Annotated in this window: 15 protein-coding genes; 7 read left to right on the top strand and 8 right to left on the bottom strand. The window is 55.8% G+C overall.

The window, feature by feature from the left end; translation table 11 throughout:
- Position 1: 1 nt before the first annotated feature.
- Both RMV17_RS14020 and RMV17_RS14015 read left to right on the top strand, forming a co-directional pair.
- On the top strand, positions 2–1441 hold the full coding sequence (locus tag RMV17_RS14020) for an ATPase domain-containing protein (protein WP_311886901.1): 1440 nt from the start codon (positions 2–4) through the stop codon (positions 1439–1441).
- A gap of 23 nt (positions 1442–1464) precedes the next feature.
- Positions 1465–1827: a response regulator gene (locus RMV17_RS14015; RefSeq protein ID WP_095048986.1), complete on the top strand. Its 363-nt coding sequence runs from the start codon at positions 1465–1467 to the stop codon at positions 1825–1827.
- Here the strand turns inward: RMV17_RS14015 and RMV17_RS14010 are convergent.
- Positions 1822–2778, bottom strand: a complete 957-nt coding sequence (locus tag RMV17_RS14010; RefSeq protein WP_311886900.1) for a fimbrial protein — start codon at positions 2776–2778, stop codon at positions 1822–1824. The two genes, RMV17_RS14015 and RMV17_RS14010, sit on opposite strands and share 6 nt — an antisense overlap.
- A gap of 216 nt (positions 2779–2994) precedes the next feature.
- Here RMV17_RS14010 and RMV17_RS14005 point away from each other — a divergent pair, with 216 nt between their 5' ends.
- Positions 2995–3663 carry a hypothetical protein gene (locus RMV17_RS14005; RefSeq protein ID WP_311886899.1) on the top strand — a complete coding sequence of 223 codons (669 nt, stop codon included), beginning with the start codon at positions 2995–2997 and terminating at the stop codon, positions 3661–3663.
- 37 nt (positions 3664–3700) lie between these two features.
- On the opposite strand, the gene RMV17_RS14000 is transcribed toward RMV17_RS14005, so the two are convergent.
- The 6 genes from RMV17_RS14000 to RMV17_RS13975 all read right to left on the bottom strand — a co-directional run bounded on the left by RMV17_RS14000 (position 3701) and on the right by RMV17_RS13975 (position 12439).
- Complete coding sequence (locus tag RMV17_RS14000; RefSeq protein WP_311886898.1) at positions 3701–5329, bottom strand: methyl-accepting chemotaxis protein; 1629 nt, start codon at positions 5327–5329, stop codon at positions 3701–3703.
- 114 nt (positions 5330–5443) lie between these two features.
- Entirely contained in the window at positions 5444–5875 is a 432-nt protein-coding gene (locus tag RMV17_RS13995; RefSeq protein WP_311886897.1) for a hypothetical protein, read from the bottom strand.
- Positions 5876–6214: 339 nt separating this feature from the next.
- Entirely contained in the window at positions 6215–6592 is a 378-nt protein-coding gene (locus tag RMV17_RS13990) for a type 1 fimbrial protein (protein WP_311886896.1), read from the bottom strand.
- 104 nt (positions 6593–6696) lie between these two features.
- Entirely contained in the window at positions 6697–10329 is a 3633-nt protein-coding gene (locus RMV17_RS13985; protein WP_311886895.1) for a transporter substrate-binding domain-containing protein, read from the bottom strand.
- A 7-nt stretch (positions 10330–10336) separates the two neighbouring features.
- On the bottom strand, positions 10337–11044 hold the full coding sequence (locus RMV17_RS13980; protein WP_169841933.1) for a response regulator transcription factor: 708 nt from the start codon (positions 11042–11044) through the stop codon (positions 10337–10339).
- 174 nt (positions 11045–11218) lie between these two features.
- Positions 11219–12439 carry an EAL domain-containing protein gene (locus RMV17_RS13975; protein ID WP_077572905.1) on the bottom strand — a complete coding sequence of 407 codons (1221 nt, stop codon included), beginning with the start codon at positions 12437–12439 and terminating at the stop codon, positions 11219–11221.
- A gap of 324 nt (positions 12440–12763) precedes the next feature.
- Here RMV17_RS13975 and RMV17_RS13970 point away from each other — a divergent pair, with 324 nt between their 5' ends.
- The 4 genes from RMV17_RS13970 to RMV17_RS13955 all read left to right on the top strand — a co-directional run bounded on the left by RMV17_RS13970 (position 12764) and on the right by RMV17_RS13955 (position 17464).
- Entirely contained in the window at positions 12764–13369 is a 606-nt protein-coding gene (locus tag RMV17_RS13970) for a fimbrial protein (RefSeq protein ID WP_311886894.1), read from the top strand.
- A gap of 68 nt (positions 13370–13437) precedes the next feature.
- Positions 13438–14187, top strand: coding sequence for a molecular chaperone (locus RMV17_RS13965; protein WP_311887048.1), 750 nt, complete (start codon positions 13438–13440; stop codon positions 14185–14187).
- Positions 14188–14384: 197 nt separating this feature from the next.
- A complete protein-coding gene (locus RMV17_RS13960; protein WP_409373133.1) occupies positions 14385–16853 on the top strand; it encodes a fimbria/pilus outer membrane usher protein in 2469 nt (822 codons plus the stop codon).
- Positions 16854–17068: 215 nt separating this feature from the next.
- Positions 17069–17464: a hypothetical protein gene (locus RMV17_RS13955; RefSeq protein WP_095048993.1), complete on the top strand. Its 396-nt coding sequence runs from the start codon at positions 17069–17071 to the stop codon at positions 17462–17464.
- 97 nt (positions 17465–17561) lie between these two features.
- On the opposite strand, the gene RMV17_RS13950 is transcribed toward RMV17_RS13955, so the two are convergent.
- A complete protein-coding gene (locus tag RMV17_RS13950) occupies positions 17562–17693 on the bottom strand; it encodes a hypothetical protein (RefSeq protein WP_268989375.1) in 132 nt (43 codons plus the stop codon).
- Positions 17694–17735: the final 42 nt, after the last annotated feature.

Genomic DNA, 17735 nt, shown 5'->3' with positions numbered 1-17735 from the left:
AGTGGAAAAGCTAAAACGCCTTCAAAGCGGAATCGAAGGGCTCGACGCGCTGCTTCAGGGTGGCCTGGTCGCGGGTGCTTCGTACATCGTTCAGGGCCGCCCCGGTTCCGGCAAGACCATCCTCGCCAATCAGCTCGGCTTCAATCATGCCCGCAATGGCGGTCGCGTTCTGGTCGCGACGTTGCTGGCCGAGTCTCACGACCGACTGTTTCAGTTTCTGTCGACCATGAGTTTTTTCGACGCATCCCGAGTGGGCGCTGAAATACAGTTTGTCAGCGCTTTCGATACGCTGGAAAACGAAGGCCTCGATGAAGTGGTGAAACTGCTGCGGCGCGAAATCAGCCGGCAGAAAGCGACGGTCATGGTCGTCGACGGTTTGCTCAACGCCCGCTCGAAGGCCGACTCACCGATCGACACGAAAAAATTCATCTCCGAACTGCAAGGCCATGCGGCATTCGCCGGTTGCACCGTGCTGTTTCTCACTAGCTCGCGCCTGGACGACGGCAGTCCGGAACACACGATGGTCGACGGCGTCATCGAAATGGGCGAAGAGCTGTTCGGCACGCGATCGGTGCGACGCATTCACCTGCGCAAGACCCGCGGCAGCTGCGCCTTGACCGGTGTTCACGAGTGTGAGATCACCGAAAACGGCCTCGTGGTCTATCCGCGCCTGGAAAGTCTGTACAAGCGCCCTTCCGCCCCCGACAGCGCAGACATGACACGCATTCCCAGCGGCATCGCTTCGCTGGACGACATCCTCGGTGGCGGCTTGCACAGCTCCAGCGTCACGCTCGTCATGGGGCCTTCCGGGATCGGCAAAACCACGCTGGGTCTGAAGTTTCTCGCGCAGTCGACGACCGAAGCGCCGGGCCTGCATTTCGGTTTCTATGAGAGCCCGCAACGGCTACGACTCAAAGGCCATTCGCTGGGCATCGATATTGAACAAATGGAACACAGCGGTGCGCTGAGCATTGCCTGGCAGCCGACCACCGAGGGCTTGCTGGACGCCCTCGGTGCGCGCCTGCTGAGCCTGGTGGATGAAAAAGGTATCAAACGCCTGTTCATCGACAGCCTCAGCGGCATGACTCGGGTTTCAACCACACCGGAACGCATCACCGACTTTTTCAGTGCACTGATGAACGAGTTGCGATCCCGAGGCGTCACGGTCTTCGCCTCCTGGGAAATGCGCGATCTGTTCGGCTCCGAGGTCAGCGCACCGAATTCCGACCTGTCCAGTATTGCCGACAACCTGATTCTCATGCGTTTCTTTGAAAATCACGCTGAACTTCGCAGGACGCTTTCCATTCTCAAGATACGTGATAGCTCCTATAACCCTTCGCGGTTCGAGGTAGTCATCCGTGATCAAGATGTGTTCCTGGAAAAGGCTTTGAGAAATGAACCTTCCGTCTCATCTGAGTCATTGCCTGGTTCAATATCGTAAGTCTTCGAGCGGGTTGAAATAACATGACCACCATCCTGGTAGTCGACGACGAGTATCTGATTGCTGACATTCTTGGCTTTGCGCTGGAGGATGAAGGCTTCATGACGGTGACGGCCAGCAATGGCAAAAAAGCCCTCGAAGTGCTGGAGAGAGAACGGCCAGCACTGATCATCACGGACTTCATGATGCCGGTCATGGACGGCCTCGAATTCGCCGAAGCCGTGCGTGCCCAGCCTTCCGTCAAACACCTGCCGATCATTCTCATGAGTGGAGCGCAGGCGCACATTGGCATGCAGCGCTCGGATCTGTTTGACGTGGTGCTGCCCAAGCCTTTCGACATTGAAGTGATTGTGGCTGAGGTGAAGAAGCTGTTGGCCTCCTCATAGATACTCAACGACAAAGGCAATTTCGGCATTGGCATTGCCCGCCTTCATTTGCGCATTGGAAGGTTCAATGCGCACAAAGCGCGCTTGCAAGCCTATAGAATCATTCCCGCCTTGCTCTGTGGGCGCTTTCCGTATGTACCTCTGATTCAGTTTGAGCTGCGTCCTGTCACTAAAGCGCATCTGCAGTGCCAACCCTTTTGCAGTGGAATTACTGTTCAGGTTTACCACGCCCGTATCAGCGTCCCACGCAGGGCTGCCCGCAGTGGGCGAAAAGGAGAACCTGAAGTTATTTATTCCAGGAGGACAGTTTTTCAAACCAAGGTAGAAGAGCTGCTCCTTGCCATAGGCACCGTTCTGGAAAAAATCGCTCAGGGTATAGCTACCCATGTCCACTTTCACATCGGGTGTTTCGCAAGATTGTGAGACGATCCGCGTGCCGGTTATATTCATTGCCAAAGGCTCGATCTCAGCAGCGACAAACTTCCCCAGTTGGCCTGAGTTTATCGTCGTACCACCGGTTAGATTTGCCGTCTTTATAAGCCGCAACATGTGCTGGCTGCCGTTCCATCCCCAATTGCCAGCGACGTCACTATCCCCAGGAAAGCCTTTCCATACTTTGCCCGATGGCGGTCGAATCCATTGCCAGCCGATCCCGGTATTTCCAAGAGGAAAAGTCCGCGCACCTGCATTGGTGACGCCCCTGGAATTGCGCACACCTTCATTGTGTACCGCAGAGCACTTGAACGAACTGGGAATAGATCCCATGGTCACGATCGGGCTTTCATAGATAACCGAGCCAATGGGTGTATCCCGCGGCACCGAGATCGTGGCCGGAAGGGTAATATAGAGATTGCCCATGGCATGGTTGGGATAAAACTCGCAAACCGCCGCCATTGCATTTAAGGGCAGCGAATATAAGAATCCAACAATTAAAATATGGAGAAACTTCATAACACTCTCTCTGTAGCTGCCTTGCTAGCAAACAACTGAATAGTGGGACGAGTGCGCGAATATTTTCGACAGAAAACTACCGCGATCGGAGCAGGACGATAATAAAAAATATGCTCTAACGCAAAGCCTTTAATTATTCAAGAACAAGACAATTCTCATGGCTTTATATGAACGATTGAATAAGAAGCTCTATTTAATAATTCGGTATGGCGCGCCGTGTGGGCATCGATTTTAAGACTCGTCTTAAAGGCACAACGAAACTCGGCCATTACACTGGCGGCTCTTGATAGGAGAAACGATTCCGTGAGAGCGCTCGATACCCTCAATAGTCCAAAACCCCAGAGCAACGCCGCCATCTACTGCCTGACGATTCTGGCACTGGCGCTGATCGCCGTGACTGTGGTCGCCGGTTACCAGCTCAATGAACTGTTTCCACTGAAGGCTGTGGTGCAGCAACAGGAGGTCCAGCTCAGCCACCGCGCCGATGCTATCCAGTCAATGAGCGCAGAACTCAAGCGTCTGGCAGAACAGAAGCAAGCCCTGGAAACCGATCTGCTTACCACGAAGGAACAAGTGCAGGCCGCCGAGGCGGCAAAGACGGAGCTCGAAAACACTCAACGCGCGGCGCAAACCAGCGCCGCGTTAGAGGACGAAGATTCTCTGTGCGCGATCATCGAGCAAAATATCCGCCTCGTAGCGGATCAGCTCAGTCGCGACGACTTCTTTCGCTTGCGTGATGAGCGCGAAGCTGAAGCCGAAGCCGTGCTTGAAAGCTATGAAAAACAACTCGCCACCTGCATTGAACAACTGACGGCACAAACCGCATCGCCAGCTCAGAATTCTGCACCCGATGCGCAAGACTTCACTTCACCGATCAAGCACTGATAAAAAAGCCCTGGCAACCAGGGCTTTATGCTCACAGTCAGAGCTTGAATTCCTTGGTCAATTTGTTCAGCGACGCCGCTAACTGCGAGAGCTCCGCCGAGGCAACAGCCGTCTGTTTCGATCCTTCTGCGGTTTCACAGGACAAGTCGCGAATGCTGATCAGGCTGCGATCCACTTCACGCGCAACCTGAGCCTGCTCTTCGGCAGCGGTCGCCATCAGCAGATTTCGTTCATTGATGAGATTCAGTGAGCCAGTAATGTCGGTCAGCACTTCGCCGGCGATATTGGCCATCTCGAGCGTTCTTTCGGCCTGAGAGCGGGTGTGGCTCATGGAAGAAACCGCCCGACTGGTGCCCGACTGAATGGAGCTGACCATGGACTCGATGTCCTCGGTCGATTTCTGCGTACGTTGCGCCAGCCCTCTCACCTCATCAGCAACCACGGCAAAGCCACGGCCCGCCTCCCCCGCCCGCGCTGCTTCGATGGCCGCGTTCAAAGCGAGCAGATTGGTTTGTTCGGCGACTTCTCGGATCACGTCCAGCACGCTGCTGATATCGCTCGCCATCGTAGAAAGCGCCTGCACTTCTGCCGAGGTGCTATGCACGCTGGAAACCATCAGATTGATTGCCGCGACCGTTTCGCTGACCTGGGTTTTGCCGGCAATGGCTGCGGCGCTTGATTCCGACGTCAGTTGCGAGGTCGATGCGGCGTTGTCCGCAACCTGTTCCACCGCTGCACTCATTTCAGTCACGGCGGTGGCGGCCATTTCGATTTCATGACTCTGACGCTGAGTGATACGCGAAATATCTTCGGTAACGCCGTGCATGGCTTCCGAGGTTTCGGCCAACTGCGTGGACGAGTCACGGATCATGATCAGCGCATCACGCAAACTGGTTTGCATCGCCGCCAATGACGACAGCATCTGCGCCGCCTCATCGGAACCATCCAGCGCAATGGTTTCGCTCAAATCGTTGGCAGCGATGCATTCCGCTACCCTCAGCGAGCCTGCAATCGGCACCGTCAGGCTGCGCGTGTACAACACCGCCAGGGCCAAGGAAGCACCGATGGCAATGACAATGAACACACTGACGATCAATAGCGTGTGTTCGTAGACATTGTCGGCCTGCTTGCCCGCTTCATATGCTTCGATCTCGTTGAGAGCAATCAGCTTTTTGAGCGCGACCTGCACGCCGTCCGAGGCGGCACGCATCTGATTCTTTGACAGCGCAATGGCCGCTTCAAGCTGCCCTTTTGCCACGGTTTCAAGGTATTGGTCCTGCGCCTGATCATTGACTTGTTGTGCTTTGGCAAACGCCTCGAAGGCCTCACGCCCGGCGTCAGTTGCCAGCAGATCAATAAGCGCTCGCTGATGATTTTTGATCAGCTGACGCGACTGCTGAATGTCCATCAAGGCCTGAGCCTTACGCTCAGGGGTTTCGATAGGGTTGCGCAGGCGGGCGTTATTGCCCTTGATTTCGATGAACTCACGATCCAGTTGGCCGAGCAGCTTGATGCTTGGCACGATGGTCGTCTCGACATAGGTCTCTGCCTTGTTGAGCAAGTCGACTTGCTGCAAGGCGATCAGACCGATCGCGATAATCATGAGACAGAACAAGCCAAAACACAGCGCCGAACGCGGCGCGAGATTGAGTTTACGAAGCAGCATGATGCTTACCTTAGAGTGTATTCAAGACAATGGGGCAAACGAGTGGGCAGCACAGCAGGCGCTGGGAAATAGCACCTCAAAGCACAAACGGATTACCGCGGGAAGGCGCAACAGCTAGCGGTTTGCACCTGAAGGAAGCGTGGAATCGGATGAGGCCGGCTCCGCCAGCTCCTTGAGCGTCGGGTCGGCCAGCATCAGAAAATCCGCCAATCGCGGCAGATCGATTTTCGAGACCAGACGCATCCAGCGTTGCGGATGCGGGTTGAAAAAAGTCTTCGACCACTGATGATCATCACTGGGGTTGAAAATCAGCAGGTGACGAATCAGCGGGTTTTCCCCAAAAAAATCGAGCGGATCCATCGCCATCTCGTTGAGCAACTCAGCATTGACCACGACCAGGCTGAGCCGTTGGGGGCAGTAATACGTCAGTACTCTCAGGTCACGATAAGTACAGACGTTCACTACGCTGAGACAGCCCAGCTTGTTGAACTGTTGTTCAATCGACAGACCTCTACGCACGTCGTTATCGGCGATCAGGATCCGCAAGGATCGACTTCGGTTATTTTCAAGAAACATCGGACACCTTTGGCAGCTCCATTCTTCCTTTCAAGAAAATAACCAAGGGCCAACCAGTCCGATATGAGACTTGTCTCAAAATGAGCACGGGGATCGCTGAACGAAAACCACACTTTGCTGACAAGCCCGCGCTAGCGGGGCACGGCATGGTTCAAAGTCTTTGGAGGGAGGGGTTTTGCAGCGGTGGCGAGCGGCGCAATGCCAGAAGCGCGGGACGGTTGTGTACGAACCAGACAATTCTCATTATTAACGCCCCTTGTTGTCAGTAACCTTGAAACAAGGGGCGCAAACTCATTCTTTCTCAGTCCATCAAGGCAGCGTCAGCGTCACGACGTAATTGCCAGTCATTATCGGGTGGCCGTTGTTGTCCGTGAGCAGCAAACGCTGGTCGTAATATTTTTCCTGCTCGTGGGAATCGGCAATCATCTTCACGAACACTTGCTGGCGCGGCTCACCCCGGCCTGCCGCACTGACGTTAGTCACCGAGAATATCTGACCGGTGCTCGCCTGCGGACAATCAAGCAGCTCGACAGAAGCATGGCTGGCGCCACTCGCCGTGCAACTTGCCTCAACAATCCGTCCATTGAAGCGAATCACTCCGCTGACGGGCGCAGACTGGGCCGCGCTGACGGTGTCAAAACCCAGCAGGCAGAGACAGGCAATCAATAAAGGACGTCGAATGATCATCGCGAAACTCCATGGTTATTAACCAAGGTATCGCCCGTTGCAAAATGATCTTTAACGTCCCCTTCAATGCAGGGCCAGTCAGCAGGGCCCTGCGTCAATACGGATTACAGCTCGACCCGTTTGATTTTCTTGATCAGATCAGCCTGTGCATGCTCAAGCTTCAACGCGCTGCGATTGATATCCAGTGGATCGATGACCGGCGCTTCGCACTCGGCCTCAAGGTCGTTACACGCCTCGATGACCTGATGCTCGGCGACGATGCGCGCCGCGCCCTTGATCCGATGTGCCAGGTCAGCCAACAACCCGGGATCGCTTTCGGGTATCAGCGAATGCAGCTCCTCCAGATCCTTCTCACAACTCGACAGCGCCTCGCGCAGCAGTTCTTTCATCATGTCGAGGTCGCCTCCGGTGAGCTCGTTCAGACGCTCGCGAATCGATCCCAGCTCCTTGGTACCCGTCGCAGGCGGGCTCTCAACTGGCTCGGTTTCGACATCTTTTTCCCAGCCGGCAAGCAGGGTCGACAAGGTGCTGAGGCTGATCGGTTTGAACAGACAGTCATCCATCCCCGCCTCTCGGCATTTCACTTTTTCTTCCGGCTGCGCGTTGGCTGTGAAGCCCAAGACGATACACGGCGCGCCACCACTGTCGCGTTCGTCCTGGCGGATGGTGCGGGCCAGTTCATAGCCGTTCATGACCGGCATGTTGCAGTCCGTGATCACAATGTCGAACGGCTCAGAGCGCCACAATGCCAATGCCTGCGCACCATCGGCAGCATCACGCACCGCCTGACCAAGAAAGCTGAGCTGCTGCGTCAGTAACAGGCGGTTGGCGCTCTGGTCATCCACTACCAGAATCCGCAGCGTCGGCACTGGCTTGTCCTGGACAACCGAGACAGGCAGCACCTTGCCGCCGAGCGGGCTGAGGATATTGAAGAACAGCGACACTTCCAGGCAGGTGCCCTTGCCCAAGGTGCTGGTTATATTCAGTCGCCCGCCCATCAACTCGCACAACGAGCGTGAAATCGCCAACCCCAGACCGGTGCCGCCCCGGTTCGAGGGGCCGTGATTGGCTTGCGAAAACGGCTGGAACAGGTTCTGCAGATCAGCGCTGGAAATGCCGATGCCTGTGTCCTCGACTTTCAAGTCGACCTGCAACCGTTCGTCAGCAAGGCGTTGGCCGCGTATAGAGACGCTGACATGCCCGGTATCGGTAAACTTGATGGCATTGCCGACCAGGTTCGAGAGCACCTGCTGGAAGCGCATCGGATCAACCAGTACGTCACAGCCGACAGTGGCGTCGATATCGAGTTTCAATACCAGGCTCTTCTGCCTGGCCAGGCCGTCGAACACCCGCGCCACGGACTCCACCAGTTCGCGCAGGTTGGCGCGTTTCGGCGAAAGACTGACGTGCCCAGACTCGATGCGAACCACATCGAGGATATCGCCGATCAGTTCCAGCAGGCCTTTGGCCGAGTCGTAGGCCACTTCAATCGCCGGTCGATCGAAGTGGCCCTGCTCGGCGCGCTTGAGTGTGAGTTCAAGCATGCCGATCACGGCGCTCATCGGCGTACGGATTTCGTGGCTCATGGTCGCCAGGAATGTGGTTTTGGCGCGGCTCGACTCATCGGCCAGCTCTTTCGCCGAACGCAACTCTTCGATCAGTTCGCGGCGCTCGCTGATGTCGATCCAGCCGCAGATCACGCCTCTGACTTCGCCCGTCGTGTCGTGATAAGGCTGGATCCAGTGATAAATGATCAGCCGCGTTTCACCGACATGCAGCGTGCGATCCACCTCGTAAGGTTCGTCCCGCTCGATGACACGCAGATAGTCATCGTGAAATTGCAACGCTTCCTGGCGATTGCGCTTGCCGCTTTCGAGCACGGTCTTTCCGATCACGTCCTTTTCCAGCAGGCCAAACGTTTGCAGATAATTGTTATTGCAGGTGACAAGCCGACCTTCCCGATCGCGAACGTAAATGGGATGCGGCGTGCCGTTGATCAGCGCCCCCATGAACTTCAGTTGATCGCCGAGCAAGCGCTCTGCCCGACTGCGCTCGCGAATCTGCCGGCGAATATAGAAATTCCACGCCAGCGATCCGAGGATAATCAAGAAAGCGCCAGCGCTGATCTGGTAGATCAACGTCTTGTAATCGCGCCATGACAAGCCCGAGAACGCAGCAATGGGGCGCCAACGGTTGAGGATTACGTCCAGCTCATCGGGTGGAATGCTCAGCAGAGCCTTGTTCAGAATGCTGACCAGTTCGGTATCGGCACGTCGGGAGGCGAAGGCGAGAAAACCCTTGTTCATGCCGACGATGTTGGAGATGCGCAAACTGTCACTGTAGATGTGAGCGATGTAATAGCGCGCACTGTGCAGCGTGGTAATCATCGCGTCTGCTCGCCCATCCTTCACGTCAGCCAGAGCGCCGAGCACTGTCTCGTTGTCGACAATTTCAATGTCGGGATAATCCTTGAGCAGCTCACGCTCTGCGGAGCTCTCGGGGACGGCGACGCGCTTGCCGCGTAGCTCCTGCAGGCTTGAAGGCGCGCCAGCTTCCTTGGCGGTGACGATCACAAAGGGACTGGCGAGGAACGGGTGGGTGAAACGCATACCGACTTCACGGGAGACGGTTGGCGTCAGCAACGAGATATCAGCGCTGCCATCAAGCAGGCGCGTGCTCAAGCTGGAAAAACTGTCGGTGCGCTCTACATCGATCTGCAAACCAGTGCGCCGCTGAATCAGTTCCAGCAGATCGGCGCCGATTCCGCCAAAGTTGCCATCGCCATCAAAGAACGCAAATGGCGCTTGGTCGTCATTGATCACGAACCGCGCGACCGGGTGCAGCTCAAGCCAGCGTGCTTCGCCGGGTGTCAGATCGATACGTTTGGGTGTCAGTGCCCCGCCGCCACCGGACCAGCGCTTGGTGATTTCGGCTATCTTGCCCTCACCAATCGACTCAATGACCGAGTCGATCAGACGCAACAATTGATCATTCCCTCGGCGCAGGGCAAAGCTGAAACCGTTGGTTTGCGTTTTGACGAAAGAGTGCAGGCGCACATAGTTGAAGTAGTTGAGGTTGATCAGATAGTTGCTGGACACCGTGTCGCCCAGAAACAGATCGACTTTGCCAAAGGCCAGCGCAGCCAGTGCCAACTCGTTCGATGGGAAAAGTACGAACTCGGCGTTGGGATACAACCCATGCAACTGACTGGATGGCAGGTAATCGTCGGCAACCGCAATACGCAAACCGGCCAGATTGGCCGGCATCGGTCGACGATCATCGCCGCGCATGAACATTGCCGGCACGTCTTCGACATAAGGGTTACTGAGCGTGACGAGGCCGTCGATCAACTCGAAACTGTTGGAGCTGCCCAACATATCGATGTCGCCGCGTTCAAGCGCCGCCATGGCGTCGCGACGGTCGGGATATGCCTTGACGGTAACTTCGACATGCAGGGCCTGACCGATAATGCAGGCAATGTCGGCGGCAATCCCCTCATAACGCGTACCGCTGGCGGTCATGACATAGGGCGGAAAATCCGGAAGCGCCGATCCCAATACGAGGCTGCGTTTCTGCCGTAGCCAACTCCAGTCTTCATTGCCCAGATCGACCTGCACTTCCTTGCAGTCTGATCGACCGAACACCTGCAGAGTGCGCGGCTCTGCTGCCCACAACGACTCGCTACCGAATACGAAAAGCACACTGACGAGCAAAACACCGCGCAACAGATGAAACATAAGCGAGTTATCCCTGGTTGTCGGCTGTCAGGCTGTGCTGCAACTTGAACAGCTCTGCATCACCACGAATGCCAAGCTTTTTGAAAGCGGCCTGTTTTTGCCCACTGATGGTTTTGCGACTGCGCGAGAACTTCAAAGCGATCTGCGTCACCCCCATACCCTCGAGGCAGCAGCGCAAGACTTCTTTCTCTTTCGGCGAGAGCAAAGGATTGCTCAGGAAATCGTCGCTGTGCGCCACACCGTCATCATTGGCACCAGCAGGCTCATCGACCGACACAGGCAGCACATCAAGTTCGAAGGCCATTGCCGGCGACAGGTACAACTGGCCGGACGCTGCGCAGCGGATGCCAGTGATCAGGTCATCGACTGGCTGGGACTTGCCGAAGAATCCGCTGACACCCGCTCCGATCGCCATGTTCACTACCGCCGGGCGCTCTTCGGAGGATGAGACGAGGATGCGCATGCCCGGATATTGCTTGCGCAGCAGGCGAATCAGATTAAGCCCGTCCAGCTCGCCATCGTGCAGCTTGTAGTCGAGTATCAGCAGGTCGATTTCGGTCTCGCGCAATCCAGCGAGCAACTGCGCACTGCTCGCGTACACGCCCACGACACTGAATTCGGCTTCGCGCGTCAGCCGCGATTTCATCGCCAGACGTATGAGCGAGTGATCATCAAGGATGGCAACGCGTAACGGATTCACGACTGACCAATGCATGAGCAACTCCATGATGAGGAGGGTTGAAGGATCATCAGCACTTGGCAACCGCAGCAGATCCCGGGCATCACCGAAGCATTCAGGTGCATCTGATTGATTTCTCGGCACATGATGATTGTTTTGAGGACGTGAAGAAATAGGGCTTTGTCCCAAAAGTCAGACCGCGCGCACTCATCAAAGGTCGGACGTGCCTATTGCGCGGCGCCAGGACGACTTTTGACCCTCGAAACGCCAATCGACCAGGTGCGCCCAATTCATGGGTCGGGCATAGAAGAAACCCTGCCCCCACTGGCAACCGAGTCGAGCCAGGTGATGGACCTGATCTGCGGTTTCAATGCCTTCTGCGACCACTCGCATGTCCAGCTCGCGCGCCAAGGCCAGTGCACCGTGGATAACCGCACTGTAGCGAGCCTGCTGGAAATTCTGCACAAAACCGGCGTCGAGTTTGATTTCGTTGAACGGCATCTGACACAGTCGCTCCAGCGAAGAGTAGCCGACACCGAAATCATCGATCGCCAGGCTGAAGCCGAGCATGCGCAGACGCACCATGTTTTCCATGCTGATCTCGGGCATCTGCAGCAGACCGGTTTCCGTCAGCTCGAATATGAGCCCGGCTGGCGAGGCGCCGTGAATGCGCAACAGTGCCTTGATCCGGTCGACAAGATTCGGGTTGGCCATCTGCGTCACGTCGAGATTGAAGGCGAGCTTGAACGGCTTGCCGTGGGACTGCACAAAACGCTGCAGACTCAGTCCTTGCGTGAGCAGGCTGAAAAACATTTCGTCGAGCAGCCCGCAACGCTCGATCGTTGGCAAGAACATACCCGGCGAAAGTAATCCGCGACTGGGGCTTTGCCAGCGCACCAGCACCTCGGCGCCATCCACCTCACCACTGCGCAGATGAAACTTGGGCTGGAAGTACGCGCGAAATTCCTGCCGGCGTATCGCTTCCAGTACTTCGTTCTCCGTAGGCTGATCGAGATGACTTTCCGCCAGTTTGGCATCGACCTGGCTGTGCGGCCGATAGCGAGCCAGCAATGGCGCCAGTACATCGACCATCAAGGGCTTGCCGACACTGCCAAGCAATTCCAGGCCCTGCAACGTGACAATTCGATCAACCGTGCGCAACAAGTCCTCAGGCAGTGAACTGCAGATGATCACTGCGCGAATCAATCCGGCCTCTCTCGCCAGGCGCAGAAAGGTCAAACCATCCATCCCGGCCATGCTCAAGTCACACAACGCAACGTCCACACCTCCTGCCTGGGAGATCACAGCCAGCGCATCCTTGCCGTCAGCCGCCTGAAAGATATTTTTGTAACCCAGACTATTAAGCGCGCTGACCGCAGCCGTGCGCTGGAAGGCGTGATCTTCCAATACCAATATACGAAGCGTGTTCACAAACCGGGAACCTCTTTCTATCAGCCATTAATAGCAAAAACGTCTGAATTATCTTTCAAGCAGAAAGACCGTTCACAAACTTTGCATTGACTGAGAATTTCTGCGTCCGCGAATACTAACCAGACAGAGCCCGTGCGACTTTGAGAATTGTCTCATTTAGTCCGCAGTACAATTGACTGAAAATATAAACACGCACTTCCGACATTGCTGAATAACTCGCACTTGCGACGCTTTAAGACAATTCTCAAAGACCCACCGCCATCACCGACCTAACATGGCCAGGCATTTCAAATGCAGCACTTCACAATAACTTCGGATATAAACATGAAAAAGTTCGCTTTCGCAGTACTCACTCTTTCCGTACTGGCTGCCTCCACTGGCGCACTGGCTGCAGAAGAAGCCGCTAAAGCCGTCAAGGGCGGCAGCGGTCAAATCAGCTTCACCGGCGTCATCAACAACGATGCCTGCTCGGTAGATGGCGCTTCGGGTAGCGACAAGATGATTGCCGTGGACATGGGCAGCGTATCGATCAAAGACATGGGCACCGATTCTGCCCCGGGTGCTGGTCGCGTGGCTGCCAACGATTTCAACCTGAAAGTGAACTGCAACGCCGGCACCAAGGTGTCGATGCTGTTCAAACCAACCGTCAACGGCGGTTCGGGCCTGGTTGATGGCAAGAAAGTTCTCAAGCTGCAAGGTACTGATGCGGCCAAAGGCGTAGGCATCGCGCTGCTGGACAGCAACGGCCAGTTGATCGACCTGAGCTCCGAAGCCACTGCCAAAGTACAGACCAGCCTGACCGGCGACGGCACCACTGGCGGCGACGGCACCCTGTCGTTCGCAGCCGCTTACGTCACCACCGGCGACAAGACCACCGCTACTGCAGGTACCGGTAACGCCACTCTGCCGTTCGTTCTCGAATACGAATAAGCAGCACGCAATACCTGGACGGGGCCGCTGTGCCTCGTCCTTCCCCACCAGATCAATCGGTGAAAACTATGTTAAGTCGCTATTTTCCGCTGTGCCTGGGGCTTGCCGGGGTGTTGATGACGCACTCGGTATTCGCCAGCATCTCCTTGAGTTCCACCCGGATCATTTTCGATGGCGCGCACAAAGAGGCAAACGTCACCGTGCGCAACGGCGGGCAAACCATCCTCGCGCAATCGTGGCTGGATGCCGGCGACACGGCTGGCAGCGCGCCGCCATTCGCGGTGACTCCACCGCTGGCCCGACTCGAACCCAATCAACAGCAACTGTTGAGGATTCTCTATGAAGGCCGCGGCATGCCTGCGGACAAAGAGTCGGTGGTGTGGCTGAACGTGCAGGAAATCCCTCAGGCCAGTGCTGCCGACGTCAATACGCTGCAACTGGCGGTGCGTCAGCGCATCAAGGTGTTCTTCCGCCCGGACGGACTCACCGGTGACGCCGCGCAAGCGCCGGTGCAACTGGTATGGCAACTGATCACGCAAGCTGGCAAGCCGGTACTGAAAGTAAAAAATCAAAGCAATTACCACGTATCGCTGGCCGACCTGAAAGTCGCTGCTGGAAATAAAGCGGAACTGGTGATTGATTCGACAATGATCGCTCCGGGCGAAGTTCGTTCATTCAACTTGAAAGAGTTGCCACCTGGATCTCCGCGTCTGACGTTTTCAGCCATTAATGATTACGGCGCACAACAACGATTCGATGCACCACTCAGCGCTACCGAAAGTCATGCCGAGCGCGTGAAAGATGCATCCGCCCAGTAACTTCCCCGCCCCACCCCGCCAATTCACAAGCTATTTACGAGTTCCGGACTCCGGTTGAAGCAACACGGACTGATAAGGCAAATTGCATGTTTTCCTCCCAACACCACACATCTTCAAGTTGTGTAAAGCATCACGTTGCGCGCCATAAAAACAAAACGGCGTTGGGCTGCCTGCATCCATTGTGCTTTGCCATCAACATGGCCATTTGTGGCTTCGCCATGGGTGCCGAAGGCCCCGCCGCGGTAGCGGGTGAAGCGTTCAATACCTTGTTTCTGGAAGGTTCATCGGCGGTCGATCTGCAGCCTTTGTTGAATGCCAACAGCGTTCTGCCTGGCCGATATCGCGTTGACGTTTTCAGCAACGGCACGCTGGTCGGTCGTCGCGACGTTGATTTCGCGGCCAACCCGCTCAACGGCAAAGTCGAGCCACGTATCACCCTGGAATTGTTACAGCAGCTGGGTGTGGACATGCGCAAACTGCGTGAGCAAGGTCTGGTTGATGAGCAACGGCCTGCCGATCACTACGATCTTGCGTCGATGATCGAGCAAGCCAGTATCAGTTTTGACGCCAACCGCCTGCGCCTCAATATCAGCGTGCCGCAGGTTGCTATGGCACGCGGCATGCGCGGCTATGTTGACCCAGAGCTTTGGGACGATGGCGTGGCCGCCGGATTCATCAACTATCAGTTGAGCAGCACCCGCAGCAAAACCGATTACTCGACGCAGATCTCCAATAATCTGGGGCTGCGCAACGGCATCAACTTCGGTGCCTGGCGTTTGCGTAACGAGTCCAATCTGAGCAGTGCCACCGGCCGGCCCAATCGGTTTGTCAGCAACCGCACTTTCATCCAGCGCGACCTCACGGCGATCAAGGGGCAACTGAGCGCGGGTGAAATCTTTTCCGACTCAGACCTGTTCGACAGCGTGCGCTATCAAGGCGTCAAGGTAGCCTCTGATGAGGGCATGCGCGCAGACAGCGAGCGCGGCTATGCGCCAATCATTCGTGGCGTGGCTGAAACCAATGCGAAGATCGAGGTCCGCCAGGATAACTACATTCTTTACACCACCAACGTGCCGCCGGGGCCGTTCGAGATCAGTGATATCTATCCATCGGGTTCCAATGGCGATCTGGAGATCACCATTGTCGAGGCGGATGGTCGGCGCAAGGTCACCCGGCAGGCGTTCTCCGCCCTGCCGACGATGGTGCGTGAGGGACAGTTGAAGTACAGCCTGTCGAGCGGCAAATTCAACAACAACAGCGAAGGCTATGACAAGCCGGCCTTCCTGGGCGGCACTTTCGCCTACGGTTTGACCAGCAACCTGACAGGCATTGCCGGCATTCAGGCCAGCAACGGTTTCAAGGCGCTTTCAGTTGGTGCGGCGAAGAACACTTCGATTGGCGCGATGTCGCTGGACCTCACGCAATCGTCCAGCAAGGCATTTGGCAAAACGACCCAGGGCAGCAGCGTACGCGCGCTCTATGCAAAAACCTTCACCGGCACCGATACCAGCTTCACCCTCGCAGCCTATCGTTATTCGACCGAGGGTTACCGCACGCTGACCGACCACGTTCAGGACACCAGCACCGGCGCTACGCGGCGCGCAGGTAACGCCAAAACCCGTACCGACCTCACGGTCAACCAGACCCTGGGCGAAGCGCGCCAGTACGGCTCGCTGTACTTGAATGCCAGTGATCAGCGCTATTGGGATCGCGGTGGCTCGCGCAGCTTTTCTGCCGGTTACAACAATAATTGGCGCGACCTGAACTACAACATAAGTTTGAGTAAAACCGAGGAATTCGGCACACGCGGTGACACCACTCACGACACTCAATTGAGCGTTTCGATCTCATTCCCGCTCGGATCGACACCTCGCGCGCCTCGTGCCTATATTTCCAGCAATCATCAGAACGCCGGCACCAGTACGCAAGCCGGGATCAATGGTTATCTGACTGAAGACAGTGACACCTACTATTCCGTACAGACCGGCCGCAGTGTGCAAGGTGATCGCTCCGGCTCACTGAGCCTGAGTACCCGTACAGCGATGGGTGATCTGGGATTGGGCTACAGCCGAGGCAGCGGTTATGAATCACAGAACCTGAGCGCGGCCGGATCGATCGTGGCCCACGCGGGTGGAATCAACATGGGCCAGACCGTCGGCGAAACATTCGCACTGGTGGAAGTGCCTGGCATGTCCGGGGTCGAAGTCAGCAGCTACTCCGGCGTGAAAACCGGCCTCAACGGCTATGCCGTCGTTCCAAATGCACAGCCCTATCGCGTGAACTGGGTGACGCTGGACACACGAAATCTGGGCGCTGAAATCGAGTTGGACAACGCCACTCAACAACTCGTACCGAGACGAGGTTCAGTCGTGCTCGCGCGCTTCGAAGGCAGCAAAGGGAGACGGATCCAGTTCGAACTCTACGATGCCGAGGGCAAACCCCTCCCATTCGGAGCCGTATTGATGGACGCCGATGGTAAACAACTGGCGCTTTCCGACCCTACCGGCAAGGCGTTAGCACTTGTTACCAAAGATCAAGGCATTATTACAATCAAGTGGCAGGGTAAAAGTTGCCCTGCCCCTTACAAGCTGCCAGAACGACTGAAGGATTTGAACTATGAGCATTACAGGCTTTCTTGCTCAACCAGCGTAGACACATCGAAATAACACGTTCAATTCTTCAATCTTCAACATCAAGGCTCTGATTTATTCAGAGCCTTGTGGTTTCTGCGCGTCTAGCCATGGCGCATAAAAACAAGACAATTCCTATATCCACACGCAAAAGGCTCATTACCATAAAAGGCGCAGTGAGCACTCACGCGCAACCGTGTGAGATCAATAGCCCCACCGCCCTATAGGCGAGAAAGCCAAGAGAATTAACCATGCCAAAAATCAGCGCAATTAGAGCAACCACCTATAAGAAAAAACCAGAGAACAACCAACACATAAAATCAGATTCGCAAAATCATCTATCGCTTACGAAGAAAACCACAAGCGACGACAAGATTAGGACTGATTCCAGCGAAAAAGGAGTTAATACGGTCAAACAGCCTATTAGTGCAGTCGAGCTCATAAAAAAACAAATTGCCGAGATACAGCAACAACTTGCAACTCGCAAAGCAGAGCTGGCTAAAACCGAAAGAATGAATATGCCAGAAGAAGAGAAGGCTCAAAGAACAATCGAGATTCAAAATCAGATTTCTGTATGCGCTGGCAACCTCCACGCGCTGCAGGCAACATTGATCCAAATGACACTCAGCGTAGACACACACGCTTGAAATCCCCGCCGATGGCCGCACAGGCACGGGCCAACGCCTCATGTCGCGTCGCAAAGCGACGCGCCGAAGGTACGTGGCCCGAGCCAGTGCCTACCGATCAGCAGCTGCCGGGCGGGATGCCTTCCTTGTTAAAATCTTTAAGGCGCTTTTGCTCTTCCTCTGTGGAATGCGCAGGCGTCGATTGATCCGGTACCTCTTCCTCTGGAAATTGTACTGTTTCTTCAGTCATTGCTTTGCCCTCGTTCTGGTTACTACTTCGGCATCGGCCGAG

Source organism: Pseudomonas sp. VD-NE ins (assembly GCF_031882575.1).
GTDB lineage: Bacteria > Pseudomonadota > Gammaproteobacteria > Pseudomonadales > Pseudomonadaceae > Aquipseudomonas > Aquipseudomonas fluorescens_BZ.
The sequence above is the reverse complement of the archived record's forward strand: the minus strand, read 5'-3'. Positions and strand labels throughout refer to the sequence as shown.